Below are 25,148 nucleotides of genomic sequence, written 5' to 3' on the forward strand. Positions count from 1 at the left end.
TACCGAGCGTCCGCGGCCAACGCGGACCGCCGTTCCACGACCGGCGGACGCGGACTTGCCGCGGTGAAGCTGGGCTCTACAATGCTGAGCCACAAGACTCCAAGCGGTGATCCGCGTCGGCAACCGGCCCCAGGGGGAGGAGCGCACGTGCACAACGTGGAGTGGAATCTCGTCGTCAACATAGCCGTCGGCTGGGCATTGACATTCGTGCTCGGCTTCGAGCGAGAGGTGCGCGGCGCCGCCGCGGGTGACCGCACCTTCTCGATGATCGGACTGAGCACAGCGCTCATCGGCACGATCGCACCGCACTATCCGGCCGTGCTCGGTGGCGCGGTGACGGGTATCGGCTTCATCGGCGGCGGGCTGTGCTTCCGGCAGGCGGTCAAGCAGGCCGACCACGAGCGGGAGATCCTGCACGGCGTGACGACGGCCGCCTCCGTCTTCGGCGCCGCCGCGATCGGCGCGATCGCGGGCTGCGGCGACCTGATCCTGGCCGCGGCGGCGACCCTCGGCATCCTGCTCTCGCTGGAGATCCGGCACGTCCCGGTGCTGCGCTACATGGACGCACGACGTTGGGCGCACCTGTTCAACGACGACAACCACCGGCACTTCAAGTTGCATGACATCGAGCACGCCCTCGCCCACCCGCACCAGGAGTACGGCGCGCTCAAGGCCGTCGTGCACACCCACGGCCAAGTTCAGGCCACGATCCCGGAGCAGTCCAACGGCTCGGAGGATAGCGAGACGGCGGCGGCGCAGGGCAACGCACATGACGGTGTTTCACTCGTCGGGCAGATCGAGGACGACAGCCTCGTGAAGGAGGGCGAGACCGCGAGCATCCTGGCCAACGCGGCGGTGGACGCGGGCGCGGCTCGCGGCGGGCGCTGAGGCGGGAACCATCGGCTGCAAGGACATTGACACGTTGGCCGAACGGTGAGTCCGGGTACTGATCAGGTCAGGCCGCGCGCGGGACGGCCATGCGCTGATCCACTCGGCTGTGTTAGCCTCGTGGGGCCGGTACGTACGATGTCCCCGGGCCTCACCTATAGCCGGCGCGGAATACCGTCAGGCTGGAGCCGCGTCGAGCCACTCGCCGAGAGGCGACACGCGTACCGGCGCTCAATCTTCCCGCGCCGCCGCACCCGCGATCATGGACCGTGATCGTCGGATGCGGCGGCGCGTCGTTTCACCGGACTCGTCCGCGCATGGCGGCGGGCCGCGCGGGATAATGGGGCGCGGCGGCGCCACCTGGCCTTTCCGGCCGGACGCTGGCCGTTTGTCCGTTCGGCATCGAGCCCGGCGGGGAGCGCCGGGAGAGGAGTGCAGGGTGAAGGACCGCGAGCCGGTGTCGAGCTGGCTGACCGACATGGACGGCGTGCTGATCCACGAGGGCGTGATGATCCCCGGGGCGGACGAGTTCATCCGAAAGCTCCGCGACAAGGGCGCGCCGTTCCTGGTGCTGACCAACAACTCGATCTACACGCCGCGGGACCTGCGCGCGCGGCTGCTGTCGACGGGCATCGACCTGCCGGAGGAGAACATCTGGACCTCGGCGCTGGCCACCGCCAAGTTCCTCGACTCGCAGCGGCCCGGCGGCTCCGCGTACGCGATCGGCGAGGCGGGGCTCACCACCGCACTGCACGAGGCCGGGTACACGCTCTCCGAGGCGGACCCGGACTACGTCGTGCTCGGTGAGACGCGGACGTACAGCTTCGAGGCGATCACCCGGGCTATCCGGCTGATCGACAACGGCGCGCGGTTCATCGCGACGAACCCGGACGCGACGGGACCCTCGCTGGAGGGCGCGCTGCCCGCCTGCGGTTCGGTCGCGGCGCTGATCACCCGGGCGACCGGGGTCGACCCGTACTTCGTCGGCAAGCCGAACCCGGTGATGATGCGCGAAGGGCTGAACCAGCTCAAGGCGCACTCGGAGACCTCGGCGATGATCGGCGACCGCATGGACACCGACGTGAAGTGCGGCATCGAGGCGGGCCTCGAGACGATCCTGGTGACCACCGGCATCACCCAGGCCGCGGACGTGGAGCGCTTCCCGTACCGGCCGTCGCGGATCGTGAAGTCGATCGCGGACCTGCTTCCCGAATTGGACTGAGCGTTGGACCGAACGTTGGACAGCAGGTTGGACTGAACGGGGGAAGTGCGGGGGGCAGGGGCTGGCGAAGGCTCACCCGAACGGCCGAGTATCGGGTGGGCTCGACGGTTCGTTAGGGACGATGTGACCGCAACGCTCCTCCCCGCCGCCCAAGTTCGCCCCGTACCCCCGGGATCGGACCGGGTGCTCGTGCGCAACACGCCGTTGTACGACGCCCTGGTCAACGAGTACCGCCTGGCCCTGCGCACGCTGCCCGGAGACCGGACCGGGGAGGACGGCTACCAGCCCCGCTCCATCTCGATTCCCGCGCCGTACAACCCGAACTCGCGGCACCGGGGCGCGAATGGCGACTCGATGGCGCGCGCGGCGCAGCAGTTCCGGTACTGAGGTACTGAGTTCCGGTACTTGAGTTCCGGTACTGAGGCGGAGAGACGGCTGCGACGGCGGACCCGCACCCAACAGCGGGCGGCAGACCCGGGAGCGCGCAGTAGACCCCACAGCGGGGCGGCAGACCCCACAGCGGGGCGGCGGACCCGGTCGCGAGCGGCAGACCCGGTCGCGGGGGGCAGCCCAGGTGGCGGGCAGCAGACCCGGCGGTGGGCGGCGGACCCGGTCGCGAGCGGCGGACCCGGTCGCGAGCGGTGGACTCGGCAGTGGGCGGCAGCCCGGTTGCGGTCGGCAGCACAGGTCGCGGGCAGCAGACCCGGCAGTGAGCGGCAGACCCGGTCGCGCGTGGTGGACTCGGCAGTGGGTGGCAGACCCTGCAGTGGGCGGCGAACGCGTGACCGGGCGATGCCGATTACCTGACCACCCAAGCCGCCAAGCCGCCGAGTCCGTAGACGCCAAGCACCTGACCAGCTGGCCACCCGACCCACCGAGCCCATGGACGCCGACCACCCGAGCACCCGAACCGCCCAGCCACCTACCGCCCGACCACCCAGCCGCCCAGCCACCGAGCCGGGAGCCGCCCGAGCGCTGTGAGCCCGGTTCGGTTCAGTACGCGCTGCGGCGGATGCGGCCCGCGTAGCGGGCTTCCCAGGCGTCGTTGTGGGCGTCGCCGCCCTCGACGTTGGCCGAGCGGTAGATGGGGGGCTGCACGCCGCCGTCGATGAGGCGGGACGTCACTTCGGCGACGAGGGCTTGCGCGATCGCGGCGTTGGCGATGGAGGAGATGGCGCAGACGCTGCCGCCGTCGGGGAGCGGCAGGAAGGCGTCGCCGTGCGGGGCGCCGTTGTCGATGACGACGTCGGCGAGCTCGAACAGGCGCTTGCCGGAGGGGTGCCGCGAGGTGATCGCCTTCGAATGCTCCAGCGATGTCAGGGCGATGACGGTGTGGCCCGCGGCCTTCGCGATCTGGGCCATCTCTACCGTCGAGCCGTTGCCGCCGGACTGGGAGGCGATCAGGATCACGTCGCCGGGGCGGACGGGGGCGAGTTCCCACACCTTCCGGGCGAGTTCCGGGTCGCGCTCGGACTTCGGGTCGGCCAGCGCCGCGGCGGGCAGGTCGCCGAGCAGCACGGCGTCGCGCAGGGCGAGCTTGTTCGTCGGGATCAGGCCGCCGGCGCGGCCGCTGAGCTCCATGGCCAGGGCCTCGGAGTGGCCGGTGCCGAACACGTGCAGCACTCCCCCGGCGGCCAGGCTGTCCGCGATCAGATCGGCGGCGCGGGCGACGGGTTCGGCCTGGCCGGTCTCGATCCGGTCGAGGGTCGCGCGAATCTCGGCGAATACCGCGGCGCCGGTCACGGGCATCAGGGCTCCCAGGAAGCGAAGGGTCGGCGGGACCGGTGGAACGCTACTGCACCTTCGTGCGTTGCGGGAGTAGAGGCGGTGATCGACGGCGGATCGATACGATGACGGAAGTCGGCCGCGCGGCCGCCGAGACGACGAGGTGGACATGGACTTCAGGCAGCGGGTCGGCGGTCGAGGCGCCTTCGACACGCGCAGGTCGGGGCACGGGCACGGCCGGATCAGCACGGTGTTCCTCGCCGTCCTGGCGGCGACCGCGACCGGCGGGGTGGTGACCTGGCTCAGCTCGAGCTCCAGTACCAGCGCCGGCCCGAAGTTCGCCGTGTTCGTCTTCGTGTTCGGCCTGTACTTCACCGTGCTGTGCCTGCACGAGTTCGGCCACGCGTACGTGGCGCACCGGGAGGGGGACACCTCCATCGCGGCACGCGGCTACCTCGATCTCAACCCCATGCGATATGTCAACCCGGTGCTCTCGCTGCTGCTGCCCGCGATCTACCTGATCATCGGCGCGCTGCCGCTGCCCGGCGGCGCGGTGCAGGTCAACCGGGCGGCGATCCGGACGAAGCGGGGGGCGGCCATGGTCTCGGCGGCGGGGCCGCTGAGCAACATCCTGGCCGCCGCGATCTCGATGGCGCTGGTGTCGATCTTCGCGCAGACAGACAGCTCCGGCTCGGTGAGCCAGATCGACGTGAGCCAGCCGCACGCGTACTTCTGGATGGGCCTGGCGTTCTTCGCCTATCTGCAGGTCGCGGTCGCCATCCTGAACCTGATCCCGGTGCCCGGCCTGGACGGCTACGGGATCATCGAGCCCTACCTGCGCTTCGAGACGCGGCGGGCGCTCGAGCCGGTCCGGCAGTACGGAATCCTGATCGTCCTGCTGCTGCTCTTCTTCTTCCCGCCGGTGCGCGACGGCTTCTCGACGCTGATCAACGACATCCTCAAGGCCGGCAAGCAGCCCACCCTGGGCGCGGGACAGGGGCAGTACCTGTTCCAGTTCTGGCACTCCTCCTGACCGCTCCCGTTCGGCCTCCGGTCACGGTCCGTGTCCCGCTGCATGCGGGTGACCGTCTGGCGCCGGAGGGGCGGAAGTGAGACGATCCGAGACAGTCCGGGGACGCCCTGCGCGGCGCCACGAGATCTCTCAAGGAGTGCTTCACGATGTCCATATCCGGGACCGTTCCCCCTGCCGGCGCATCCGGCGAACCGAAGCTCACGCTCTACAACGGCTCGACCGGCACCGGCCGCCGGGTGACCGTGCGGGACCTGGCGCTGGCCAAGCAGCGCGGCGAGCGCTGGCCGATGCTCACGGCGTACGACGCGATGACCGCCGGGGTCTTCGACGAGGCCGGGATCCCGGTGCTGCTGGTCGGCGACTCGGCCGCCGACAACCACCTGGGGTACAGCAACACGGTACCGGTGACGGTGGAGGAGCTGATCACGCTCTCCGCCGCCGTGGTGCGCGGCACCAGCCGCTCGCTGATCGTCGCCGACCTGCCCTTCGGCTCGTACCAGTCCTCGCCGCGGCAGGCGCTGGAGACCGGCACCCGCTTCCTGAAGGAGGCCGGGGTCGGCGCCGTGAAGCTCGAGGGCGGCCGCCGGGTCGTGCACCAGGTCGAGGCGCTCGTGCAGGCCGGGATCCCGGTCATGGCGCACATCGGGCTCACACCGCAGTCGGTCAACGTGCTCGGCGGCTACCGGGTTCAGGGGCGCGGCGACGAGGAGGCCGAGCGGCTGCTCGCCGACGCGAAGGCGCTGGAGGCCGCCGGGGCCTTCGCCGTGGTGCTGGAGCTGGTCCCGGCCGAGCTGGCGCAGCGGGTGACCGAACTGCTGCACATCCCGACCGTGGGCATCGGCGCCGGAGCGGGCTGCGACGCGCAGGTGCAGGTGTGGACGGACATGGCGGGCATGACGCCGGGCAACGCGCCGAAGCACGCGAAGAAGTACGCGGACATGCGCGGCGTGCTCACGGAGGCGGCGCGGGCGTACGCGAAGGACGTGGTCAGCGGCGCGTTCCCGACCGCGGAGAACAGCTTCCACTAGCCGACACGTGACACCTGGGCCGCGACCGTGAGCAATACGGTCGCGGCCCTGGCCGTCTTCCGGCGGCTTTGACACGATGGGCGGATGGACCGGTCCGAGGCACGGATGCTGCGCGAACTGCTGGAGCTCGGTCGGGGACGGGCCTGGCTGGACGAGGCCGACGAGTTCGCGGCGGCGCTCCGCGCGGCTCCGCGGCGCGAGGGCGGGCTGCTGCTGGTCGGCGCGGAGCAGGCGGAGCCCTGGCACATGGCGGCGCACCTGTCCGACGAGGCGCGGCTGGCCGGGCTCGGGCGCCTCAGCCCGACGCTGATCCAGCGGGCGCCGCGACCGGACGCCCCGGCGCACCTGTCCGCGAGCCTGGATCGGATCAGTGCGGCCGGGCGCAGCGAGGCGGTGCTCATCGTCGCCGCGGACGACCCTGACTCCCTCGTCCTGGAGCGGGTGGACGACGCCCGGCGGCACGGCGCGCGCATCCTGACACTCGGTCAGGACACCCCGCTGGCCAGCGGCTTGGCGCACGAGACCCTCGCGGTCCCGGCGGACCTCCCGGAGGCGCCCTCGTTCGACGGCGCGCAGCACCTGGTGTCCAGCGCGGCCGTCGAGGTCAGGCCGAGCGGGCTGCTCGTGCGGCTGCGCAGGTGGGTCGAGGCGAGCAACGGGCCGCGCGTGGAGCGCTGGTGAGCCTCAGTCGTCGTTCTGCGACTGCCAGGCCTCGTTGCGCTCCTTCACCTTCTCCAACGCGTGTTCGGCCTCCTCGCGCGTCGCGTACGGGCCGAGCCGGTCCTTGGCCTTGCAGCCGACCGGCCCCTCGACCGTGTGGTGCTTGAGGCAGTAGAAGAACTGGGGACCCTCGTCGATCATGGCTCGCTCCACTTCCGCCGACGACATTTCCAGTAGGTCCTGCCCTGGTACAGGCGTCTAGACTCGTCGCCATGGCTCCTTTGGTTGCAGGTACCCTCTCCCCCACTCGGCACGTCCCTGCGAGCATCCCCCGTCCGGAGTACGTCGGGAAGCCGATGCCGAGCCGCTACACCGGGCCGGACGAGCAGACGCCGGAGACCATCGAGAAGATGCGCATCGCCGGGCGGATCGCGGCGCAGGCGCTGGTCGAGGTCGGGCGCGCGGTCAAGCCCGGGGTGACGACGGACGAGTTGGACCGGGTCGGACACGAGTTCCTGTGCGACCACGGCGCCTACCCCTCGACACTCGGCTACCGCGGCTACCCGAAGTCGCTGTGCACCTCGATCAACGAGGTCATCTGCCACGGGATCCCGGACTCGACGGTCCTGGACGACGGGGACATCATCAACGTGGACATCACCGGGTTCATCAACGGCGTGCACGGCGACACGAACGCCACCTTCGAGGTCGGCGAGGTGGACGAGACGGCGCACCTGCTGGTCGAGCGGACCCGCGAGTCGCTGAACCGGGCGATCAAGGCGGTCAAGCCGGGGCGGCAGATCAACGTGATCGGGCGGGTCATCGAGGCGTACGCGGCGCGCTTCGGCTACGGCGTGGTGCGGCTGTTCACCGGGCACGGGATCGCCACGGCGTTTCACAGCGGCCTGATCATCCCGCACTACGACGACCCGCGGTCGGCGCAGGAGATGAAGCCGGGGATGACCTTCACGATCGAGCCGATGCTGACGCTGGGCACGATCGAGCACCGGATGTGGGCGGACGGCTGGACCGCGGTGACCGCGGACGGCAGGCTCACGGCGCAGTTCGAGCACACGCTCGTGGTGACCGAGACCGGCGCGGAGATCCTCACTGTGGCTTAGCTCTCGCAGGCCCGCTGCGCGATTGGCTGCGGTGCGGCGAGTTCGGGCTCCGAGACGGTAGTACGGTCGGCTCTCGCGGGTGGGGCTGGGCTCCGGCCTGAAAACCCAACACCTTCGTCGCTGCTACGCCTCGCAGGCGTCGGCGAGGGCTTCGAGGATGCGCAGCGGGTCGGGCAGTTCGGCCTCGGGGTCGTGCACCCAGCGGGCGGTGCCGCCGTTGACGGCGCGGGACGGCGGGATCAGCACGTACGAGCCCCTGGTGTGCCAGCGCAGTCCGGAGGTCTCGGTCTCCTCGGGCTGGGCGTCCAGATCCGACGACCACCATTCGTCGAGGTCTGCTTCGCCGGGGCGGGCGGTGGTGAAGAACAGATATCGGTCGCCGGCGGCGTTGCGGGCCACCGGGCCCACCGGAAGCTTGGCGGCGAGCAGTCCCTCCAGCGCGCGGGCGCCGGCCGCGGCGGGTACCTCCAGGACGTCGTGCGTGCCGCCGGTGGGGGTGGCGTAGTTGGCGTCCGGGATCCGGGTGCGCCAGCGCGCCAACTGGTCCGGATCGGCGCTGGCCTCCTTGCGCCAGCCGCGGGAGAGCGGATGGCCCGCGGGCATCGGACAGCCGATCCTGGTACAGGAACAACCGGGGCCGTTGCCGCTCGGGGCCGCCGCGGGCACCACGGCTAGGCCGCGGGCGGCGAAGGCCGCGACCGGGTCGGGCGGCTCGCGGCGTCGGCGCATGCCGGGGAGTCGTCCGCGCGCATTCGACGCGGTGCCGAGGTACGTCATGGCAGGCCCGCCTTCCTGACCTTCAGCCGCGCTCCGGCCGGCGGGCACTGCGGGCGCCTTCGCGACGACGCCCGCGGCCTCATGCTGCCGAGCCGGGACGCGGCGGTCCCAGGCGGCCAGGATACCCATCGAGGATGAGAGAGCCCTGTGGATCTACTTCGACTGGATCGTGCCGGTTACCGCGCCGAAACCGATCCGTGTCCCGCCGTGACCCGGCGCGCTGCCGCTGAGCACGACGGTGTCGCCGTCGGTGAGGAAGCCGCGCGTCGATCCGTCGTCCAGTCGCAGCGGTTCGGCGCCGTTCCAGGTGAGTTCGATGAACGAGCCGCGCTGCGCGCGCTCGGGGCCTGAGACCGTGCCGGAGGCGAACAGGTCGCCGGTGCGCAGGCTCGCGCCGTTGCTGGTCATGTGCGCGAGCTGCTGCGCGGGCGTCCAGTAGAGCCCTGCGAAGGGCGGCCGGGACACGGTGGTGCCGTTGAGATCCACGCGCAGGCTCAGGTCGTAGCCCCAGTGGTCGCCGAGCAGGTACGGCAGCGGGAGCGGGTCCTGCCGCGGCGGGGCGACGCGGGCCTCGTTCAGGGCCCGCAGCGGCACGATCCAGGGCGAGACCGAGGTGGCGAAGGACTTGCCGAGGAACGGGCCGAGCGGCTGGTACTCCCAGGACTGGATGTCGCGGGCCGACCAGTCGTTCACCAGCACCGCGCCGAAGACGTGGTCGGCGAACTCGTCCACTGACACGCTCTGGCCGAGCCGGGTCGGCACGCCGATGACGAAGCCGACCTCGGCCTCGATGTCGAGCCGCGTCGTCGGGCCGAACACCGGCTCCGCGCCGGGCGCGGGCAGCCGCTGGCCGTGCGGGCGGGTGATCGGGGTGCCGGAGACCACGATCGTGCCGGCGCGGCCGTGGTAGCCGATCGGCAGGTGCGTCCAGTTCGGCAGCAGCGCCGCGCTGTCCGGACGGAACATCCGGCCGAGGTTCTCCGCGTGGTCGCGCGAGGAGTAGAAGTCCACGTAGTCGGCGACGGTGAACGGCAACGGGTTCGACACCGCGTCGAGTTCGAGCAGCAGCGGGCGCACGGATGCGGCGTTGCCCGCGTCGCCGAGCAGTTCGGTGGCGCGGTCCCGGACCGCCTGCCAGGCCGTCGGTCCGGCGGCGAGGAAGCGGTCGAGGCTCGGCGCGCCGAGGATTCCGGTGTCGGGGACGACCCCGTCGAAGAGCCCTGCTTCGGTCGCGGCGCCGAGCGGGAGGGCGTGCTCGCCGATCGCGATCGCGACCTGCGGGGCGCGCCCGTCGTGCACGATGACGCCGTAGGGCAGGTTGTCCAGGCCGAAGCCGGTGTGCTCGGGCGTGTCGAGCCAGCTGTCTGTCATAGCGGATTGCCTCCGAATAAGGATGATCGGTGTCACCCTAGCGGACCCCGGAATACCGCTGCTGACCTGCACGGTTAACGGTGTCGAGCGTAGGCCGTCTATCATGGTCAGCGTAACCATGTGATGCCCGCGCGCTCCCTGGTGTGTCCGGCCGCCTTTCGTGTGCAGCCGGTTCGTGTGTTCTCTTGAGGGAACTTTTCGGCGAACTGCCGAACACAGGCGCGGCATTGCCCCTGATGGGCCCGTACTTGTGGTCGGCGCGGTCGCGTTCGCGCGTTCGCCGTGCCTCCATGTCACTTGTCACGTGCCGAATGACCTGGAGGTCGTAAAGTAATGACTGCCGTGCTGGAAGACGGCGTGCACAACGCCGATGAGCAGGCTCAGGAGCCTGCCGGCGTTCCCTTCTCCGCGCTCGAGCTGCCGAAGCCGCTGCTCGAAGTGCTCAACGAGGCCGGAGTGACCACGGCCTTCCCGATTCAGGCCGCCACGATTCCGGACGCCCTCGCGGGCCGGGACGTGCTCGGCCGCGGCCGGACCGGTTCCGGCAAGACACTGGCCTTCGGCCTGCCCACCCTCGCCCGCCTCGAGGGCCTGCGCGCCCGGCCGCACAAGCCGCTGGCGCTGGTGCTGGTGCCGACGCGTGAGCTGGCGATGCAGGTGGAGGAGTCGCTGAAGCCGTACGCCCGGGCGATGCGGCTGCGCATCCGCTCGGTCTTCGGCGGCGCCCCGATGCGCAAGCAGATCGACGGCCTGCGCTACGGCGTGGAGCTGCTGGTGGCCACACCCGGCCGCCTCTCGGACCTGATCGAGCGCGGCGAGTGCGAGCTCGGCGACGTGGACATCGCGATCCTGGACGAGGCCGACCAGATGTGCGACATGGGCTTCCTGCCGCATGTCTGCGAGCTGATGGAGCAGGTCGCCGAGGGCGGCCAGCGGCTGCTGTTCTCCGCGACGCTGGACGGCGCGGTGGACGAGATCGTCAGCAAGTTCATGAGCGACCCGGCGCTGCACGAGGTGGACCCGCAGACCGGCGTCGTGTCCGCGATGAGCCACCACCTGCTGCTGGTCACCCCGCAGCACAAGGCTCGGGTCGCCGCGCAGATCGCGGCCCGGCACTCCGGCGCGAAGCTGCCCGAGGCGCGCTCGATCTTCTTCGTGCGCACCCAGATGGCCGCGGACCGGGTCACCGAGCAGCTGCGCGAGCGCGGCCTCCCGGCGGCGGCGCTGCACGGCGGCATGACGCAGATGGCGCGCACCAAGACGCTCGAGGACTTCAAGAACGGGCGCACCCCGGTGCTCATCGCGACGGACGTCGCCGCGCGCGGCATCCACGTGGACGGCGTGGACCTGGTCGTGCACGTGGACCCGCCGCGTGACTCGAAGGACTACCTGCACCGCGCCGGGCGTACCGCGCGGGCCGGGCAGTCCGGGATCGTGGCCTCGCTGATCCTGCCGAAGCAGACCCGGGCCGCCGAGCGGATGATGCGGGACGCGGGCGTGCAGGCGGAGAACCTGGACGTGGCGCCGCTCGGTACCGGCGGCCGCTGGGAGAAGGCCGCCGACGCGCTGGTCGGGCTGACGGACGCTCAGGAGGTCCCGGAGCCGGGCGAAGTGCCGGTGTTCACGCTGCCCTCGCGCGAGCGGGACGACCGGCGCGGCCCGCGCCAGGGCCAGGGTCGCGGCGGGTACGGCGGCGAGCGGCGCGGCGGCTACGGCGATCGTGACCGTGGCGGCTACGGCGACCGTCCGAAGCGCGACGACCGCGGCAACTACGGCAAGCGCGACGACCGCCGCGGCGGCACCGGCGCGAGCGGCGGCAGCACCACCGGCGGCGGTTACGGCGAGCGGCGCGACCGCAACACCGGTTACGGCCGGGACCGGTTCGCCCAGCGTTCCCACTGAGTCGAGAGGGGCCCTTCGGGGCCCCTTTGCTTTTGGATATCCGCAGGCCGGGAGCCGTTTTCCGGCCTGCGGAAACGTTTGTTCGAGGCCTGTGGCGGGCATCTAAGAACAGTAGGAGACGGCGACTTTCCGGGGAGGATCCAGTCGTGTCGAGGACTGTTCAGGATGACCGGCCGAGGACCGCGGGCTGGGTGCGGGTGCGGCTGACGGCGCCGCAGGACCCGCGCGGACCGCGCGGCGTGACGTTGACCGAGGGCGAGTTGGTGCTGCGGGCGGACCGGGTCGCGGTGGACGAGGGAGCGCTGGTGTTCCTGTGCTCCGACGAGGTGGTCTTCCAACTGGATCGCCGCTATTTCCGCTCGATGGCCTGGTTCGTGGACCGGCCGACCTTCGCCGAATGGCTCAGGTCGCGCCGTAAGCAGTTCCCGAACTCGCATACCCGGTGGTCGACAGAAGAACGAGAGCAGCTCGCCAAGGAGCTCAGCGGCGGGCACAACTGGCAGAAGATCGCGGACGTGCACGGACGCACGGTGCACGCCGTGCAGCGCGAGGCGGTCAAGGACGGCCTGGTGACGGCGGACGCGTTCCCGAGGCCGGGCATCGTCTGACGCGGAATCAAAACGGTGGCGCCCCCGAATGGAGGCGCCACCGTTCGCGTCCGCGGTCAACTCACCATCAGCTCACCGTCAGCTCAGCACGTCGACCGGCAGGTGCATCGAGACGACGTAGTTCGGCAGGTCCACGATCTCACTGACGATCAGGTCGGCGGTCAGCGAGGCCAGGATGTAGGCGTGCACGGCACTGAGGCCGGTCCGCCGCACCGTCTCGTCCACCAGGGAGCGCGCCGCGTCCTTGGCCGCCGTCAGCAGGTCCGGGCCGATGCCCGTGGTCACCAACGCGGCTCCGGTGCGCCGCGCGGCCGCCGGGGTCTCCAGGATCGGCGCGGGGATCGCGCGGTCCTTCACGAGTTCGATCTCGAGCACCGTCCGCGCCGAGGTCTCCACACCGGTGCCGCAGATCTCGCCGTCGCCCATCGCCGCGTGGCCGTCGCCGAGCGAGAGCAGCGCGCCCTGCACGCCGACCGGGAGCAGCACGCTGCCGCCCGCGCCGAGCTGCCGGATGTCCATGTTGCCGCCGTGCCGGGACGGCGGGAGCAGCGGGTGCTCGCCGGGCTCGGGCAGCGCGAGGCCGAGGGTGCCGATCATCGGCAGCGTGGGCAGCACCGGGCCGAAGTCGAGCTCGATCGCCTTCTCGCCGATCTTGCTGTGCACCAGCACCGGGTCGGGGAAGTCGTCGGCGAGCAGGCCGAAGCCGGGGATGTTCGCGGACCAGCCCCACGCGGCGGTGCCGAGCTCGCGGACCCGCACCAGCAGCGCGTCGCCCGGCTGGGCGCCGCGTACCAGGATCGGGCCGGTGACCGGGTTGACCCGGGCGAGGTCCAGCGTGGCCAGGTTGGCGGCGGTCGAGGAGGCGTCGAACTGGCCGGCGCCGGAGTCGAGCAGGTCGAGCTCGACGGTGCCCGAGCCTTCGATTTCGAGGGCCGGGGCCAGGTCTCTGTCCCAGGCGTAGTGGACGGTGTCGGTTCCCAGATGCATGGCGGGCTCCTTCTGGTCGTGCGAACGCGGCGGCCGGAGGGGTGGCCCGGCCGCCGCGTGGGCGTTCTCGCTACTAGTCTGTACCGTCAGCCGGCTACCGGAGCGGCCGCCGTCTCACTTTCGTCCAGGCGCTGCTCTATCGCCGCGAGCTCCTCCGGGGTGCCGAGGGAGCGCGGGCCGACGAACCACTTGTGCGCGGACAGCTTCCACCACAGCGCGGCGCCGCCGATCACGACCACGAACACCGGCAGGGTGTACGGGAAGGTCGCTGTGGCGAAGACCGGATTGGTGGACGGCAGCACGAACAGGATGTCCGCCGCGACGACCCAGCCGACCGCGATCCAGCCCACCAGGGAGGACCACCGTCCCAGGTGCCAGGGGCCGCGCTGGAAGTTGTCGCCCTGCCGAAGGCGCAGGAAGACCGGGATCGCGTACGCCGTGTAGAGGCCGATCACGTTGATGGTGATGGCCGCGTTGAACGCGACCGTGCTCCACAGGTTGAGCACGCCGAGGACGCAGGCGCCGAGGACGGCTACCCACACCGCGTAGCGCGGCACCCGGCTGCCGGTGTGCACCTCGCTGAGCTTGCGCGAGACCGGGTGCGGGCGGCCGTCGTCGACCCGGGCGAAGTCGCGGGAGAACGCGTAGATCATCCGCGAGTTCGAGGTCAGGTTGCCGTTGACGCAGATCAGCAGCGCGATCGCGATCGCGGCGACCAGGACCTTGCCGAAGCCGACGCCGACCGCGTCCACGAGGATGTCGCCGACCGCGTTGCCGGTCTTGGCGCCGACGGACTCGGTCGCGTAGTTCTGGATGGCGAAGTTGAGCGAGCCGATCAGCAGAATGCCGAGGACGGCGGCGATCGCGATGGCGCGGACCATGGCGCGCGGCGCGGCCAGTCCGGGCTGCTTCGTCTCCTCCGTCAGGTGCGCGCTCGCGTCGTACCCGGTGTACGTCTCGGCGCCGACGAGCAGCCCGAGCAGCGCGGCGTAGATCGGCCAGTGGAAGGTGGTGCCGTTGACGAAGTGGGTCAGCGCGACGGAGGCGGTCTGGTGGTGCGCGGGCGCGAAGATCAGCGCGCCGATCATCACCAGCGCGAAGACCGTGTGCCACCAGACGCTCAGGCCGCCGATGAAGCCGACCAGCTTGCGGCCGAAGGTGACGACGAGGCCGAGCACGACCGTGGCGATGATGTACGCGAGGACCACGTTCTTGGTCGTGTACGACCACCAGCCCTCGAGCACGCCGAAGGACACGATGAAGAACGAGGCGCCGAAGGAGGCGCCCGCGGTCCCGGCGATCTGGCCGAGCACGTTGAACCAGCCGGTGAACCAGGCCCAGGCGGCGGCGTTCCGCTTGGCCAGCTTGGCCGACCAGTAGTAGAGGCCGCCGGAGGTCGGGTAGCTGGAGCAGACCTCTGCCATCGCCGCGCCGAGCGCCAGGATCAGCCCGGAGACGAGGACGAAGCCCCAGAACAGGTCGGCCGGGCCGCCGTCGGCCATGCCGATGCTGTAGGTCAGGGCCACGCCGCCGATGATGCAGATGATCGAGAAGGACACGCCCATGTTCCGGAAACCGGTAAGGCCGCGATGCAGCAACTGCGGGTAGCCGAGCTGGTGCAGCTGATCAGTGTCGGCGGCGTCACTGACCACCGCCGCTTTCATGCTGTCTATTCGGATGACATCGTCTTCGGACATGTGGGGTTCACTCCGGGGAGGTGAGAGTGGTGAGTGGGAAGGTGTGTGGTGCGTCTGGGTCGTCCGCGGCGACGGGCGGGACGGGTGGTGCGGGCGGCGCGGTGGTCTCCGGGAACGGATCGGGCTCGGTGACGTTCCTCGGGGCCTTGGCGGCGGCGGTCTCGGCGGCGGCGCGGGCCGCGGCGAAGGCGTCGTTTCCGTTGCGGGCGCCGGAAAGCTGCGCGGCATGGGCCCAGGGCGCGGACGTCGCATAGGGCCCGATGGCGGTGAACACGGGGTGCGCCAGGCTGGGACGGCCGGTCTCGACGAGCTGGTAAGCCAGCATATTGAGGTCGTACGGCATGGCGGGATGGCCGCGCTCCGAGCCGCGGAACCACTCGCGGTATGCGTCCTGGAGGTCCTGCTCGTTGCGCTGGGTGAGCCAGTCGCGTTCGGCGTCGCCGAGCAGGTCCATCGTGTTGGCCAGGCGCAGTTCGGTGTGCGCGTAGAGCGGCAGCACCCGCAGCGGCGAGTGGTCCCCGGCGTGCGCGGCGGCGGCCGTGGCGAAGTCGAGCAGGCCGGTCAGGTCGCGCGGGGAGCCGGTGCGCAGGCGGGCCGCCTGCGCGTCGCGCATCCGGTGGTGGGCGTACCAGCTCTCCGGGTGGCGGCGCACGGCTTCCTGGAACCAGCCCCAGCTGCGCTTGCCGGCCTCGAAGGACAGTTCGTGCCACTGCACCATGGACACGCCGTTGTCGCCGAGCACGCCCGCGAGCGTAAGCAGGCTGATCCATGGGGCCGGATCGTCCGGTGCGGCCTCGGCGGCGGACCGGCAGCGGGCCACGGCGCTGACGGCGGCCTGGTCGTCGGCGGCGGGATCGCGGCGCGCGATCAGGCTGCGCAGCTGAACGGCCTCCGCGTAGGCCATCATCACCCGGGCGTCGGCCCGGTCGGGTTCGGCCTGGATCCAGGTCCGCGGCCATTCGAGGCCCACCGCGGAATTGGCGAGGACCGTGATCCGGTGTGTGCGCAGCGGCCACTCGTTCCCGGTGCGGGAAAGCAGATCGCGCACCGATTCCCAGCCGCCCATCGCGGCGTCGTCATGGGCCCTGCGCAGTTCCGCGTCATCGAAGGCGGGGTCCGAATCAAGCTTGGGGCGGCGGGATCGCGGGTTGAATACAGGCACAACCGCTCCGCCTCCCGCGGCGGATCTCCGGCCGCCGATAATTGATCCACATACACCTTGATGATGATCGAGTGAAGTGATATCACGGTTGCGGACTGCGACGCAATAGGCTGTGTTGATGTGCACTATCCTGCCTGATGGGCCTTCAGTTGACCCTCAGACCTTTCGTCAAAACGTCGATCAGGTAACGGAAACTCTCGTCCGGATCTCGAGCTAACTGATAGCCGCCTCCGTGTTCGAGCGCGATGAAACCGGTGACCGCCGCGCGCAGTGTGCGCACGGCGTCGACCTGCTCGTGTTCGGCCAGACCGAAGCCGCGCACGACGGCGTACGCGACCTCGACGAGACGGGCCGCCGAGGCCTGGACGGCCGGGTCGGCGGTCGGGTGCTCCAGCAGGGTCCAGCGGTGCGGGTGGCGCAGCGCGTAGCCGCGGTAGGCGACGAGGAAGGACTCCAGCGCGTCCCGGCCCGCGCGGCCCATCACGGCCCCGCCGATCTCGGCCGCGGCCTCGTCGAGCACCGTGACGGTCATGAGGTCTCTTAAATGCTCGACGCTCTGCACGTGCTTATAGAGCGAGGGGGTGGCGACTCCGGCCCGTAGCGCGATGGCCTTGAGGGTCAGGCCGTCCGGCCCCGACTCGTCGAGCTCCTCGAGCGCGAGTCGGGTGACGGCGGCGGGGGTCAATCCGGCGCGGGGCATGAGCGGCTCCTGTTAATACGTATTACCGACCTACCAGCTTGCCCGCTTACTGGACGGGCGCCGCGGGGCCGGCCGGGTCGAAGCCGATGACGAGTTCGGCGATTCGCTCCGGCGTCTCCTCGTGCGGCTGGTGGCCGTAGCCCTCCAGCAGTTCCAGGCGACCGTTCAGGCTCTCGGCGACGAACCGTCCCTCGGCGGTCGCGTCCGGGAAGTCCTCGTCCGCGGTGCCCATGATGACGAGCGTGGGCACGGCGGAGGCCTTCGCCCGCGGCAGCTTCGACTCGGCGGCATCGTGACTGCCTGCGCACATCTTCGCGAACACGGCGGTCCGCCCCGGCTCGCGCAGGTTGGCGTCGACGGCGGCGCGCATCTCGGCGTAGTCGGCGGGGCGCTTGGGGAACATGTGCGGGAACCAGACCATCCACAGGCGGCGGGTGAACATCGGCTTGGTCATCAGCGCGTACGTGATCTTCCCGACGAGGTTCGGCGCGGGCAGGCTGCGCACGAACGGCCCGGCCAGGACGGCGCCGCGCAGCAGTTCCGGGTGGTCGGCGGCGAGGTGCACGGTCGAGGCGGACGTGTAGGAGTTGCTGTAGAGAAGTACGGGCCCGGCGTCGAGGTGGCGGATCAGCGCGGCCAGGTCCGCGGCGGTCGCGGCGGAGCTGTACTCGGCCCAGCCGGTGTCGGACTCGCCGAGGCCGCGGTAGTCGGTCGTCACGACCCGGTATCCGGCGCGGAGCAGGACGGGGGCCAGGTGGCGGAACGTGGCGCGGGTGGTGCCCATGCCCGGGGCGAGCAGCACGAGCGGGCCGGTGCCCTGGTCGTCGTAGGCGATGCGGCCGACGGATCCGTCGGGGCGGGGCGTCTCGAGGTACTGCGTCGTTCCGGGGTTCGCGATCGTGGTCATCAGGGCCTCCGGCCTTGGTGGTTATGTCCAGTAGCTCCAAAGCTAATTGCGTTAGCTTTGGCTGTCAAGCCGCCCACCCCTAGGGGTCCGTATCCCCCGCAAGGAGTAGTTGTCCTCCCTAAGTTCCTTCTGAGGAACCTAGGCATATCGGTTTTCAAGCCGCTACCTTGGGCCTCTGTTGCCGTCGGCCCGACCCGTCGCCGGCGAGGGGCCCGAGCGGACGAGGACACGGAGGAACCAGGTGGCCGGACGAATACGCCGACCCGCCCGACCGACCCAGGTACGGGACCAGGGCAGGGCGGTGGTCTTCTCGGCCCGGGTGGGTGCCGGCCACGACGCGGCGGCGAACGAGATCGCGCGCCGATTAGCCGGCGCCGGGCTCCAGGTGGACCGGCACGACTTCCTGGACCAGTTGCCCGGAGCGGCCGGCCGGATGATGTGCGACTCGTACCACAACATGCTGCTCGCGGCGCCGTGGAGCTACCAGATGCTGTACGGGGCGCTGGACCGGTCGCGCGCGCTGTCGCTGCAGGTCTCCTTCTTCTCCGCGCTCTCCACCCGGCGGATGCTGGACGCGATCGGCACCGACGCCCGCGTGGTGGTGTCCACGTATCCGCTGGCCGGCCAGGTGCTCGGCCGGCTGCGGGCGAACGGCCGGCTGCGCGTGCCGGTGGTGACCTACCTGACGGACTACTCGGTGCACCGGCTATGGGTGGCCGCCGGCGTGGACGGCCACACCGCGGTGCACGACGTGGCCGCGGCGCAGGCACGCGCTCTCGGGGCCGCGCAGGTGGTGACCGTGGACCCGGCCGTGGACCCGCGCTTCTTCCCGGGCTCGGAAACGGCGAAGGCCCAGGCGCGCGCGAAGTTCGGACTGCCCGCGGAGGGCAAGCTGGCGCTACTGGTCGGCGGCTCCTGGGGCATCGGCGATTTCGACGAGACGGTCCGCGACATCACCGCGACCGGCTTGGCCCGCTGCGTGGTCGTCTGCGGCCAGAACGAGGATCTGCGCAGGCGGCTGATCGAGCAGGGCGTGCAGCACGTGTACGGCTGGGTGGACGATATGCCCGCTTTGATGCACGCTTGCGATGTGCTGATCCAGAACGCGGGTGGGATGACCGTGTACGAGGCGCGGGCCTGCGGACTGCCGGTCGTGACGTATCGGACGCTGCCGGGCCACGGGGAGACGAACGCGCAGTACTTGGACGAAGCGGGCACGGCGCCGTGGGTGCGCGACGCCGCGGACCTGCGTACCACGCTGGAGAAGGCGCTGCAGGACCGGCCGTGGGACCTGATGCCGGACTTCGCGGCCGACCCGGTGACGGTGATCCTTGGCATGGCGCCGCAGCACGGCCCGGATCCGCTCGGCCGGATCCCGAAGCAGCGGGACAGGAAGAACCGTCGCTGGGAGCGGCGGCTGCGCGGCGCACGCCTCGGGGACGGGCAGGGCGAGTTCGACTTCGAGGCGCGGGGGGCGGCGTGACCGTCGAGCGCCCGCGAGGTCTTAGCTTGGACGAGGTCGTTGCGTGAACGAGGTGGTCGGGTGAGCGGCGTCGCGTGGGCCAAGCAGTTGACCGGGGTGGCGGCCGTGGGCGCGCTGGCCCAGGCGGTGCCGATGGTGACCAGCCTCGGCCCGGTGCGCGCCGCCGTCTGGCCGCGGCTGACCGGGCTCGGTGACCCCGGCCACGTCGCGCTGACCTTCGACGACGGGCCCGACCCCGCCTCCACGCCGCAGTTCCTTGACGCACTTGACGAGGCGGGCGTGCACGCCACGTTCTTCCTGCTCGGCCGGATGGTGCAGCAGGCGCCGTGGCTGGCCCGGCGGATCGCGGACGCGGGGCACGAGGTGGCGCTGCACGGCTGGGCGCACCGTGCGCACATCGCGGTCTCCCCCGCGCAGACCCTCCGCGACCTGCGGCAGGGCCGGGATGAAGTGGCCAGCGCGGTCGGCCGGGCGCCGACCTGGTACCGGCCGCCGTACGGCGTGGCCACGGCCGCGACGTTCTCCGCCTGCCGGAGGCTCGGCCTGCGGCCGGTGCTGTGGAGTGCCTGGGGCAGGGACTGGACGGCGAGCGCGACCCCGGAGTCGGTGTTCCACACCGTCGTGCGCGACCTGCGCGGCGGCGGAACGGTGCTGCTGCACGACTCGGACTGCACCTCGAAGCCGCTGTCCTGGCGCTCCACCCTCGGCGCGCTGCCGCTGCTGCTCGAGCACTGCGCCGAACAGGGCTGGAAGGTCGGGCCGCTGCGCGAGCACGGCCTCGCCGTCGGCGTGCGCTGACCGCCTCGCGGCGGGTCCGGCCGCGCGCCGTGCTCTGTCGGCGCGCGGGCCCGAGCCTGACCCGGGCTCAGTTCTGCTGCTGCCCCTGCTCGATGCCGGCCTCGCGCCGCACCTTGTCCATGTCCAGGTCGCGGGCCTGCTGGAGCAGGTCCTCGAGCGCCGACTCGGGCAGCGCTCCCGGCTGCGCGTAGAGCACGACCCGGTCGCGGATGACCATCAGCGTGGGGATCGCCGAGACGTTGAAGGTGCCGGCGAGGTCCGGGTTGGCCTCGGTGTCCACCTTGCCGAAGAGCACATCCGGGTTCTTCTCCGAGACCCGTTCGAAGATCGGGGCGAACTGGCGGCAGGGCCCGCACCAGGAGGCCCAGAAGTCGACGAGGGTGATCCCCTCGCGGTCGGTGTGCTCCTCGAAGTTCTGTGCGGTCAGTTCGAGCGTGGCCATCTTGGTCCTCCGACTCCGATCGGTTCTTTCCACCCTAGACGCCCGCACCCCGTGCCCACCAGCGCGCACGCCTGTGCGCTTCGCGCGCGGCATGCGCGGAAACACCGGAAAGACGCTACAGTCGGTGGCACGGAGACGGCCCGTGGTGATCAGAGGAGTTTCAGTGTCCGTGCTCACCCCCGGGGCCCCGAAACGGCGGACCGCGACGATCCCAGGGCAACGGGGGATGCGCATGACGGACGAACCGCCGCGCGAGCCGGAGCCCGCGCACGTGGGCGGCCTGCGCGGCTTCGCCCATCGGGCGTGGCGGGAGAGCCAGGAGCTCGAACTGATGCACCGCGCGCTCGGCTTCGCGGCGCTCGGCCTGGTGACGGTGATCCCGCTGCTCCTGGTGGTCTCCGCGGCCGATCCGGTGGGCGGCCGCCAGTTCCCGTCCTGGCTGGCCGCGGCGCTCGGCCTGTCCTCGACGGCGGCCAAGGAGCTCCGCCCGGTCTTCGGCACGCCGTCGAACGCGCTGTCCGCGACGACCGCGCTGGGATTGGCGGGCCTGGCCGCGTTCGGGCTGTCCTTCGTCTCGGCGGTGCAGGTCGGCTTCGAGCGGATCTGGGGGTTGCCGCCCGCCCGGCTGATGAGCGTGTGGCGGCGAGTGGTGTGGCTGGCCGCGCTGATCGGCTTCCTGTTCGTGGCCGCGGACACCAGCCTGCTGCCGCGCGACTCGCTGCTGCGCACCGTGGTGCAAGCGGTGGTGGCGACCGCGGGCTCGACCGCGTTCTTCTGGTGGTCCGCCAGATTCCTGCTGTCCGGCCGGGTGAGCTGGATGCCGCTGCTGCCGGGCGCGATGCTCACCGCCGTCGGCTTGGTCGGCCTCCGGCTGTTCTCCGCCGTGGTGTTCTCCCCGCTCGTGGTCTCCAGCGCGGAGGCCTACGGCGCGATCGGCACCGTCGTCGTGCTCACCTCCTGGCTGATCGGGACCGGGTTCGTGCTCTTCGGCGGCGGCCTGCTAGGCCGATTGCTCATGGAACACTCCGCCGACTGAGTGAACTGACGCCAAGTCATACGATCCGCCGATTGCTCCACGAGGCGGAAATTCTCCCGCTTGCTTGCATAGTCATGCGCCGCCGTCGACGATGGATCTCAGATCCCGGCGATGGAATATGCACTCGGCCGCGAGGCGCATAACTGACACTTCCTCACTGTGATCCGTTACTCTTTGCGTTGATCAGACTGCATACAGTGAAATGAAGCGAAGTGAAGTGGGGTGAACGGAGTGGGGATGTCGCTATCCGCGCCGCCGTCGAACGTGTCGCTGTCGACCGTGCCGCAGTCCAAAGTGCCGTGGACCAGGCGAGAACGCTGGCTGCTGGCAGGCATCGTGGTGCTCGCCGCGAGCATGTACGGCTGGGAGGCCGCGCACGCGCAGTATCACGGCTTCTATGCGGTCGCCGTGCGCTCGATGACGACGGGTTGGCGGGCGTTCCTGTTCGGCGCGCTGGATCCGAACGCGTCGATCACCATCGACAAGGTCCCCGGCTTCCTGTGGCCGCAGGCGATCAGCGCGCAGATCTTCGGCTTCCACGCGTGGTCGCTGGCGCTGCCCCAGGTGATCGAGGGCGTCGTGACGGTGCTGGCGCTGAATTCGGCCGTGCGTCGCTGGATCGGGCCGACAGCCGGCCTGTTCGCGGCCGGGATCTTCGCGCTGACGCCGGTGGCGGCGTCCCTGTTCGGCAAGGTGCTGGAGGACGCGGCGCTCACCTGCGCCCTGGTTCTCGCGGCGGCGACCTGGCAGCGCGCGGTGCAGACCGGCAGGCTGCACTGGCTGCTGCTGTGCGGCGTATGCGTCGGCATCGGCTTCCAGGCCAAGATGATGCAGGCGTGGGCCGTGCTCCCGGCGTTCGCGATCGCGTACCTGATCGCCGCTCCCCCGCGCTGGGTGACCAGGCTGTGGCACACGCTGGCGGCCGGAGCGGTGTGCCTCGCCGTGTCGCTGTCCTGGGTGATCATCGCAACCCTGACTCCGGCCGCGGACCGGCCGTACATCGACGGCTCGACGAACAACAGCGCGATCGCGATGGTGTTCGGCTACAACGGTCTCGCCCGCTTCGGTTCGGTGGGCATGTCGGCCGCCGGGACGGGTAGCGTCTCGACGATCCAGGGCGGGCACTTCGGCGGGGACGGCGAGAGCGGCTGGCTCAAACTCTTCGAGCACAATCTCGCCTCGCAGATCGGCTGGCTCTACCCGGTGGCCGCGGCCGGGATCGTTCTCGCCCTGCTGCCGCGCCGAGGCCGTCAGCGTACTGACACGGTGCGCGGCGGCGCCCTGATGTGGACCATCTGGCTGCTGATGACCGGCCTGGCACTGTCCGCGGGCAGCGTGCCGCACTCGACCTACGTCGTCGCGCTCGCCCCGCCGTTGGCCGCGCTCTCCACGTACGCGCTCGTGCGCACGGTCGCCATGTACCGCAGCGCGCGAACACGAGTGGATCGGCTCGCGCTGCCCGTGCTGACCGCCGTCACGCTGGCTTGGGGAGTGCACCTGAGCGCCGACTTCCCCACGTTCGTGCCCGGCATCGCGCTGCCGCTGGCCGCGCTAGCGATCACCGTGGTCGTGCTGGCGGTCGTGACGCGGCGGATCGGCGGCACGCGCCGCGGGTTCACCGCGTGGTCGGCGGTCACGTGCTGCGCACTGATGCTGGCGATCCCGGCGATGTGGTCGCTTTCCGTCTTCGACTCGAAGTACGCGGGCAGTTCGGGCAACGCCAACGCGGGCGGTTACACCGGCGGCATGTTCGGCCGCTTCGCCAAGACCTTCGACACCCTGTCAGCGCAGACCCGGCACGGCGGCGCGTCGGCGAAAACCGGCGGCAAACTCGGCGGCGGATTCGGCGGATTCAACCCCTTCGATCCGCCGGAACAGCTCACCGCCGCGCAGGCACGGCTGCTGACGTACCTCACGGACCACCGCAACGGAGCACGTTACCTGGTGGCGACGGAATCGTGGGCCGCGGCGTCGCCGTACATCCTGACCGACGGCGCGCAGGTCCTCCCGATGGGCGGCTTCTCCGGCAACGCGGACTTCCCGCAGCCGCAGCAGTTCAACAGCATGCTGAGCTCGGGCAAGCTGCACTACGTGCTGCTCACCGGCCGCGGCATGCACTTCCCGGGCACCCAGCTCGGCAAGCAACCCCAGTTGCGCCTCGCGGCGGCCGAGGCTCAGACACAGCCGACGGATCTCACGAGGATCGCCGCCGACGTCGCCAAGCACTGCCAGCTCGTCCCGGCCTCGGCATACGGGGCCGTCCCCGAGGAGACGGCCCCGCTGTATCACTGCGGCGCCTGAGCGGGGCCGCCGAGACCCCCGCACCTCGGCGCCTGCCGAGAATCGCGCTCCGTCAGGAGCCGAGGTGCGGGATCGGGTCCGCCGGGATGACGCCGAGCTTTCCCTTCTGGTAGTCCTCGAAGGCCTGCACGACCTCTTCCTTCGTGTTCATCACGAAGGGGCCGTAGGCGAAGACCGGCTCGCGGATCGGCTGGCCGCCGAGCAGCAGGACGTCGAAGTTCGGGGTCCGGCTGTCCGGGCGGTCGGTGGCGGCGATGGTGATCGAGTCGCCCTCGCCGAAGACGGTGAGCTGGTGGGAGTCGAACGGGCGGGCGTCCGCGCCGACCGTGCCACGGCCGGAGAGCGAGTAGGCCAGCGCGTTGAAGCCCGGGTTCCACGGCAGCGTCATCTGCGCGCCGGGGCTCAGCGTGGCGTGCACCATGGTGATCGGGGTGAAGGTGGAGCCGGGGCCGTTGTGCTCGCCGACCTCGCCGGCGACGACGCGGATCAGCGCACCGCCGTCCGGAGTGCTGAGCAGCTTGGTCTGCGGGCCCTCGATGCTCTGGTAGTGCGGCGGGTTCCACTTGTTGGCCGAGGGCAGGTTCACCCACAGCTGGATGCCGTGGAACAGCCCGCCCGACATCACCAGCGCCTCCGGCGGAGTCTCGATGTGCAGCAGACCGCTGCCCGCGGTCATCCACTGCGTGTCGCCGTCGGTGATCACGCCGCCGCCGCCGTGCGAGTCCTGGTGCACGAAGGTGCCGTCGATGATGTAGGTCACGGTCTCGAAGCCGCGGTGCGGGTGCCACGGGGTGCCCTTGGGCTCGCCCGGGGCGTACTCGACCTCACCCATCTGGTCCATGTGGATGAAGGGGTCGAGGGTCTGCTTGGACACGCCCGCGAAGGCCCGGTAGACGGGGAAGCCCTCGCCCTCGAAGCCCTGCGGCGCGGTGGTGATGGAGCGGACCCGGCGCGGCGTGGCGGCCTGCGGGTCGGGCACTGGGACGCGCGGCAGTTCCAACAGCCTGTCGGTGGTCACGGCGGGCATCTCGTCCTCCTTCGATCTCGGCTGAGCGTCGCTGCACGCGCCCGCTCGGATAGTTGAACATTAAACGATCCGCGCGCATTCCGCCACCCGCGGCCGCGCACGAGCACCGTCCACAGTGATGCGCACTTCGGTTCCACCGTCCACCTCGAACGCCCGCTCCGCCACCGAGGACCCGAAGCGCGAAAGCTCGAAGCCCGGATGCCCGCCGCGGCCCAGAAGATCGGCAGGAACGAGATGAGCCCGATCAGCAGCCGAAGGTGGTTGAGCGGATGC

24 protein-coding genes are annotated in these 25,148 nt (G+C 70.9%); 13 read left to right on the forward strand and 11 right to left on the reverse strand.

The window, feature by feature from the left end:
- The first annotated feature begins 147 nt into the window (after positions 1–147).
- From VG296_RS22415 to VG296_RS22425, 3 genes are all read left to right on the forward strand, one after another.
- Positions 148–888: an MgtC/SapB family protein gene (locus tag VG296_RS22415; protein ID WP_325568725.1), complete on the forward strand. Its 741-nt coding sequence runs from the start codon at positions 148–150 to the stop codon at positions 886–888.
- A 478-nt stretch (positions 889–1,366) separates the two neighbouring features.
- Positions 1,367–2,110 (forward strand): HAD-IIA family hydrolase, encoded by a 744-nt coding sequence (locus VG296_RS22420; protein WP_414641125.1) that lies wholly within the window; start codon positions 1,367–1,369, stop codon positions 2,108–2,110.
- 183 nt (positions 2,111–2,293) lie between these two features.
- The gene (locus VG296_RS22425) at positions 2,294–2,497 is read left to right on the forward strand and encodes a hypothetical protein (protein ID WP_325568729.1); all 204 of its coding nucleotides are present in this window, start codon (positions 2,294–2,296) and stop codon (positions 2,495–2,497) included.
- Positions 2,498–3,103: 606 nt separating this feature from the next.
- On the opposite strand, the gene VG296_RS22430 is transcribed toward VG296_RS22425, so the two are convergent.
- Complete coding sequence (locus tag VG296_RS22430; protein ID WP_325568731.1) at positions 3,104–3,859, reverse strand: SIS domain-containing protein; 756 nt, start codon at positions 3,857–3,859, stop codon at positions 3,104–3,106.
- A gap of 145 nt (positions 3,860–4,004) precedes the next feature.
- Here VG296_RS22430 and VG296_RS22435 point away from each other — a divergent pair, with 145 nt between their 5' ends.
- The 3 genes from VG296_RS22435 (at position 4,005) to VG296_RS22445 (ending at position 6,577) form a co-directional block, all read left to right on the forward strand.
- Positions 4,005–4,868, forward strand: coding sequence for a site-2 protease family protein (locus VG296_RS22435; RefSeq protein WP_325568733.1), 864 nt, complete (start codon positions 4,005–4,007; stop codon positions 4,866–4,868).
- Between the two features lie 146 nt (positions 4,869–5,014).
- A complete protein-coding gene (gene panB / locus VG296_RS22440; RefSeq protein WP_325568735.1) occupies positions 5,015–5,896 on the forward strand; it encodes a 3-methyl-2-oxobutanoate hydroxymethyltransferase in 882 nt (293 codons plus the stop codon).
- A gap of 84 nt (positions 5,897–5,980) precedes the next feature.
- Complete coding sequence (locus VG296_RS22445; protein WP_325568737.1) at positions 5,981–6,577, forward strand: hypothetical protein; 597 nt, start codon at positions 5,981–5,983, stop codon at positions 6,575–6,577.
- 3 nt (positions 6,578–6,580) lie between these two features.
- Here the strand turns inward: VG296_RS22445 and VG296_RS22450 are convergent, their stop codons facing one another.
- Positions 6,581–6,757, reverse strand: coding sequence for a hypothetical protein (locus tag VG296_RS22450; protein ID WP_325568739.1), 177 nt, complete (start codon positions 6,755–6,757; stop codon positions 6,581–6,583).
- 71 nt (positions 6,758–6,828) lie between these two features.
- On the opposite strand from VG296_RS22450, the gene map reads away from it, so the two are divergent.
- Positions 6,829–7,677 (forward strand): type I methionyl aminopeptidase, encoded by an 849-nt coding sequence (map, locus tag VG296_RS22455; protein ID WP_325568741.1) that lies wholly within the window; start codon positions 6,829–6,831, stop codon positions 7,675–7,677.
- A 123-nt stretch (positions 7,678–7,800) separates the two neighbouring features.
- On the opposite strand, the gene VG296_RS22460 is transcribed toward map, so the two are convergent.
- Both VG296_RS22460 and fahA read right to left on the reverse strand, forming a co-directional pair.
- Positions 7,801–8,454, reverse strand: a complete 654-nt coding sequence (locus tag VG296_RS22460; protein ID WP_325568743.1) for a bifunctional DNA primase/polymerase — start codon at positions 8,452–8,454, stop codon at positions 7,801–7,803.
- A gap of 153 nt (positions 8,455–8,607) precedes the next feature.
- Positions 8,608–9,825, reverse strand: coding sequence for a fumarylacetoacetase (gene fahA, locus VG296_RS22465; RefSeq protein WP_325568745.1), 1,218 nt, complete (start codon positions 9,823–9,825; stop codon positions 8,608–8,610).
- A gap of 333 nt (positions 9,826–10,158) precedes the next feature.
- On the opposite strand from fahA, the gene VG296_RS22470 reads away from it, so the two are divergent.
- Positions 10,159–11,727 carry a DEAD/DEAH box helicase gene (locus tag VG296_RS22470; protein ID WP_325568747.1) on the forward strand — a complete coding sequence of 523 codons (1,569 nt, stop codon included), beginning with the start codon at positions 10,159–10,161 and terminating at the stop codon, positions 11,725–11,727.
- Positions 11,728–11,873: 146 nt separating this feature from the next.
- Positions 11,874–12,335, forward strand: a complete 462-nt coding sequence (locus tag VG296_RS22475; RefSeq protein ID WP_325568749.1) for a hypothetical protein — start codon at positions 11,874–11,876, stop codon at positions 12,333–12,335.
- 78 nt (positions 12,336–12,413) lie between these two features.
- On the opposite strand, the gene VG296_RS22480 is transcribed toward VG296_RS22475, so the two are convergent.
- The 5 genes from VG296_RS22480 to VG296_RS22500 all read right to left on the reverse strand — a co-directional run bounded on the left by VG296_RS22480 (position 12,414) and on the right by VG296_RS22500 (position 17,788).
- A complete protein-coding gene (locus VG296_RS22480; protein ID WP_325568751.1) occupies positions 12,414–13,322 on the reverse strand; it encodes an acetamidase/formamidase family protein in 909 nt (302 codons plus the stop codon).
- Between the two features lie 86 nt (positions 13,323–13,408).
- Positions 13,409–15,019 carry an amino acid permease gene (locus VG296_RS22485; RefSeq protein ID WP_325568753.1) on the reverse strand — a complete coding sequence of 537 codons (1,611 nt, stop codon included), beginning with the start codon at positions 15,017–15,019 and terminating at the stop codon, positions 13,409–13,411.
- 7 nt (positions 15,020–15,026) lie between these two features.
- On the reverse strand, positions 15,027–16,181 hold the full coding sequence (locus tag VG296_RS22490; protein ID WP_325568755.1) for a hypothetical protein: 1,155 nt from the start codon (positions 16,179–16,181) through the stop codon (positions 15,027–15,029).
- Positions 16,182–16,326: 145 nt separating this feature from the next.
- Positions 16,327–16,881, reverse strand: a complete 555-nt coding sequence (locus VG296_RS22495; RefSeq protein ID WP_325568757.1) for a TetR/AcrR family transcriptional regulator — start codon at positions 16,879–16,881, stop codon at positions 16,327–16,329.
- A gap of 46 nt (positions 16,882–16,927) precedes the next feature.
- Positions 16,928–17,788 carry an alpha/beta hydrolase gene (locus VG296_RS22500; RefSeq protein WP_325568759.1) on the reverse strand — a complete coding sequence of 287 codons (861 nt, stop codon included), beginning with the start codon at positions 17,786–17,788 and terminating at the stop codon, positions 16,928–16,930.
- Between the two features lie 241 nt (positions 17,789–18,029).
- On the opposite strand from VG296_RS22500, the gene VG296_RS22505 reads away from it, so the two are divergent.
- Positions 18,030–19,271: an MGDG synthase family glycosyltransferase gene (locus tag VG296_RS22505; RefSeq protein WP_325568761.1), complete on the forward strand. Its 1,242-nt coding sequence runs from the start codon at positions 18,030–18,032 to the stop codon at positions 19,269–19,271.
- A 60-nt stretch (positions 19,272–19,331) separates the two neighbouring features.
- A complete protein-coding gene (locus tag VG296_RS22510; RefSeq protein ID WP_325568763.1) occupies positions 19,332–20,069 on the forward strand; it encodes a polysaccharide deacetylase family protein in 738 nt (245 codons plus the stop codon).
- A 67-nt stretch (positions 20,070–20,136) separates the two neighbouring features.
- On the opposite strand, the gene VG296_RS22515 is transcribed toward VG296_RS22510, so the two are convergent.
- Positions 20,137–20,511: a thioredoxin family protein gene (locus tag VG296_RS22515; RefSeq protein WP_325568765.1), complete on the reverse strand. Its 375-nt coding sequence runs from the start codon at positions 20,509–20,511 to the stop codon at positions 20,137–20,139.
- Between the two features lie 232 nt (positions 20,512–20,743).
- Between VG296_RS22515 and VG296_RS22520 the strand changes: the two genes are divergently transcribed.
- Positions 20,744–21,547, forward strand: a complete 804-nt coding sequence (locus VG296_RS22520) for a YhjD/YihY/BrkB family envelope integrity protein (RefSeq protein WP_325568767.1) — start codon at positions 20,744–20,746, stop codon at positions 21,545–21,547.
- Between the two features lie 237 nt (positions 21,548–21,784).
- Positions 21,785–23,848: an ArnT family glycosyltransferase gene (locus tag VG296_RS22525; RefSeq protein ID WP_325568769.1), complete on the forward strand. Its 2,064-nt coding sequence runs from the start codon at positions 21,785–21,787 to the stop codon at positions 23,846–23,848.
- A gap of 52 nt (positions 23,849–23,900) precedes the next feature.
- Here the strand turns inward: VG296_RS22525 and VG296_RS22530 are convergent, their stop codons facing one another.
- On the reverse strand, positions 23,901–24,875 hold the full coding sequence (locus tag VG296_RS22530; RefSeq protein ID WP_325568771.1) for a pirin family protein: 975 nt from the start codon (positions 24,873–24,875) through the stop codon (positions 23,901–23,903).
- Between the last annotated feature and the right edge of the window lie 273 nt (positions 24,876–25,148).

The sequence above is a fragment of the Actinospica sp. genome, assembly GCF_035552695.1.
Classification (GTDB): domain Bacteria; phylum Actinomycetota; class Actinomycetes; order Streptomycetales; family Catenulisporaceae; genus Actinospica.

Coding starts and splice junctions, on each gene's coding strand:
- VG296_RS22520 (WP_325568767.1), top strand. CDS start 20,744: ATGACGGACGAACCGCCGCGCGAGCCGGAGCCCGCGCACGTGGGCGGC.
- VG296_RS22495 (WP_325568757.1), bottom strand. CDS start 16,881: ATGCCCCGCGCCGGATTGACCCCCGCCGCCGTCACCCGACTCGCGCTC.
- VG296_RS22445 (WP_325568737.1), top strand. CDS start 5,981: ATGGACCGGTCCGAGGCACGGATGCTGCGCGAACTGCTGGAGCTCGGT.
- VG296_RS22460 (WP_325568743.1), bottom strand. CDS start 8,454: ATGACGTACCTCGGCACCGCGTCGAATGCGCGCGGACGACTCCCCGGC.
- VG296_RS22525 (WP_325568769.1), top strand. CDS start 21,785: ATGTCGCTATCCGCGCCGCCGTCGAACGTGTCGCTGTCGACCGTGCCG.
- VG296_RS22470 (WP_325568747.1), top strand. CDS start 10,159: ATGACTGCCGTGCTGGAAGACGGCGTGCACAACGCCGATGAGCAGGCT.
- VG296_RS22500 (WP_325568759.1), bottom strand. CDS start 17,788: ATGACCACGATCGCGAACCCCGGAACGACGCAGTACCTCGAGACGCCC.
- VG296_RS22485 (WP_325568753.1), bottom strand. CDS start 15,019: ATGTCCGAAGACGATGTCATCCGAATAGACAGCATGAAAGCGGCGGTG.
- VG296_RS22450 (WP_325568739.1), bottom strand. CDS start 6,757: ATGATCGACGAGGGTCCCCAGTTCTTCTACTGCCTCAAGCACCACACG.
- VG296_RS22530 (WP_325568771.1), bottom strand. CDS start 24,875: ATGCCCGCCGTGACCACCGACAGGCTGTTGGAACTGCCGCGCGTCCCA.
- panB (WP_325568735.1), top strand. CDS start 5,015: ATGTCCATATCCGGGACCGTTCCCCCTGCCGGCGCATCCGGCGAACCG.
- map (WP_325568741.1), top strand. CDS start 6,829: ATGGCTCCTTTGGTTGCAGGTACCCTCTCCCCCACTCGGCACGTCCCT.
- VG296_RS22435 (WP_325568733.1), top strand. CDS start 4,005: ATGGACTTCAGGCAGCGGGTCGGCGGTCGAGGCGCCTTCGACACGCGC.
- VG296_RS22420 (WP_414641125.1), top strand. CDS start 1,367: ATGGACGGCGTGCTGATCCACGAGGGCGTGATGATCCCCGGGGCGGAC.
- fahA (WP_325568745.1), bottom strand. CDS start 9,825: ATGACAGACAGCTGGCTCGACACGCCCGAGCACACCGGCTTCGGCCTG.
- VG296_RS22480 (WP_325568751.1), bottom strand. CDS start 13,322: ATGCATCTGGGAACCGACACCGTCCACTACGCCTGGGACAGAGACCTG.
- VG296_RS22515 (WP_325568765.1), bottom strand. CDS start 20,511: ATGGCCACGCTCGAACTGACCGCACAGAACTTCGAGGAGCACACCGAC.
- VG296_RS22430 (WP_325568731.1), bottom strand. CDS start 3,859: ATGCCCGTGACCGGCGCCGCGGTATTCGCCGAGATTCGCGCGACCCTC.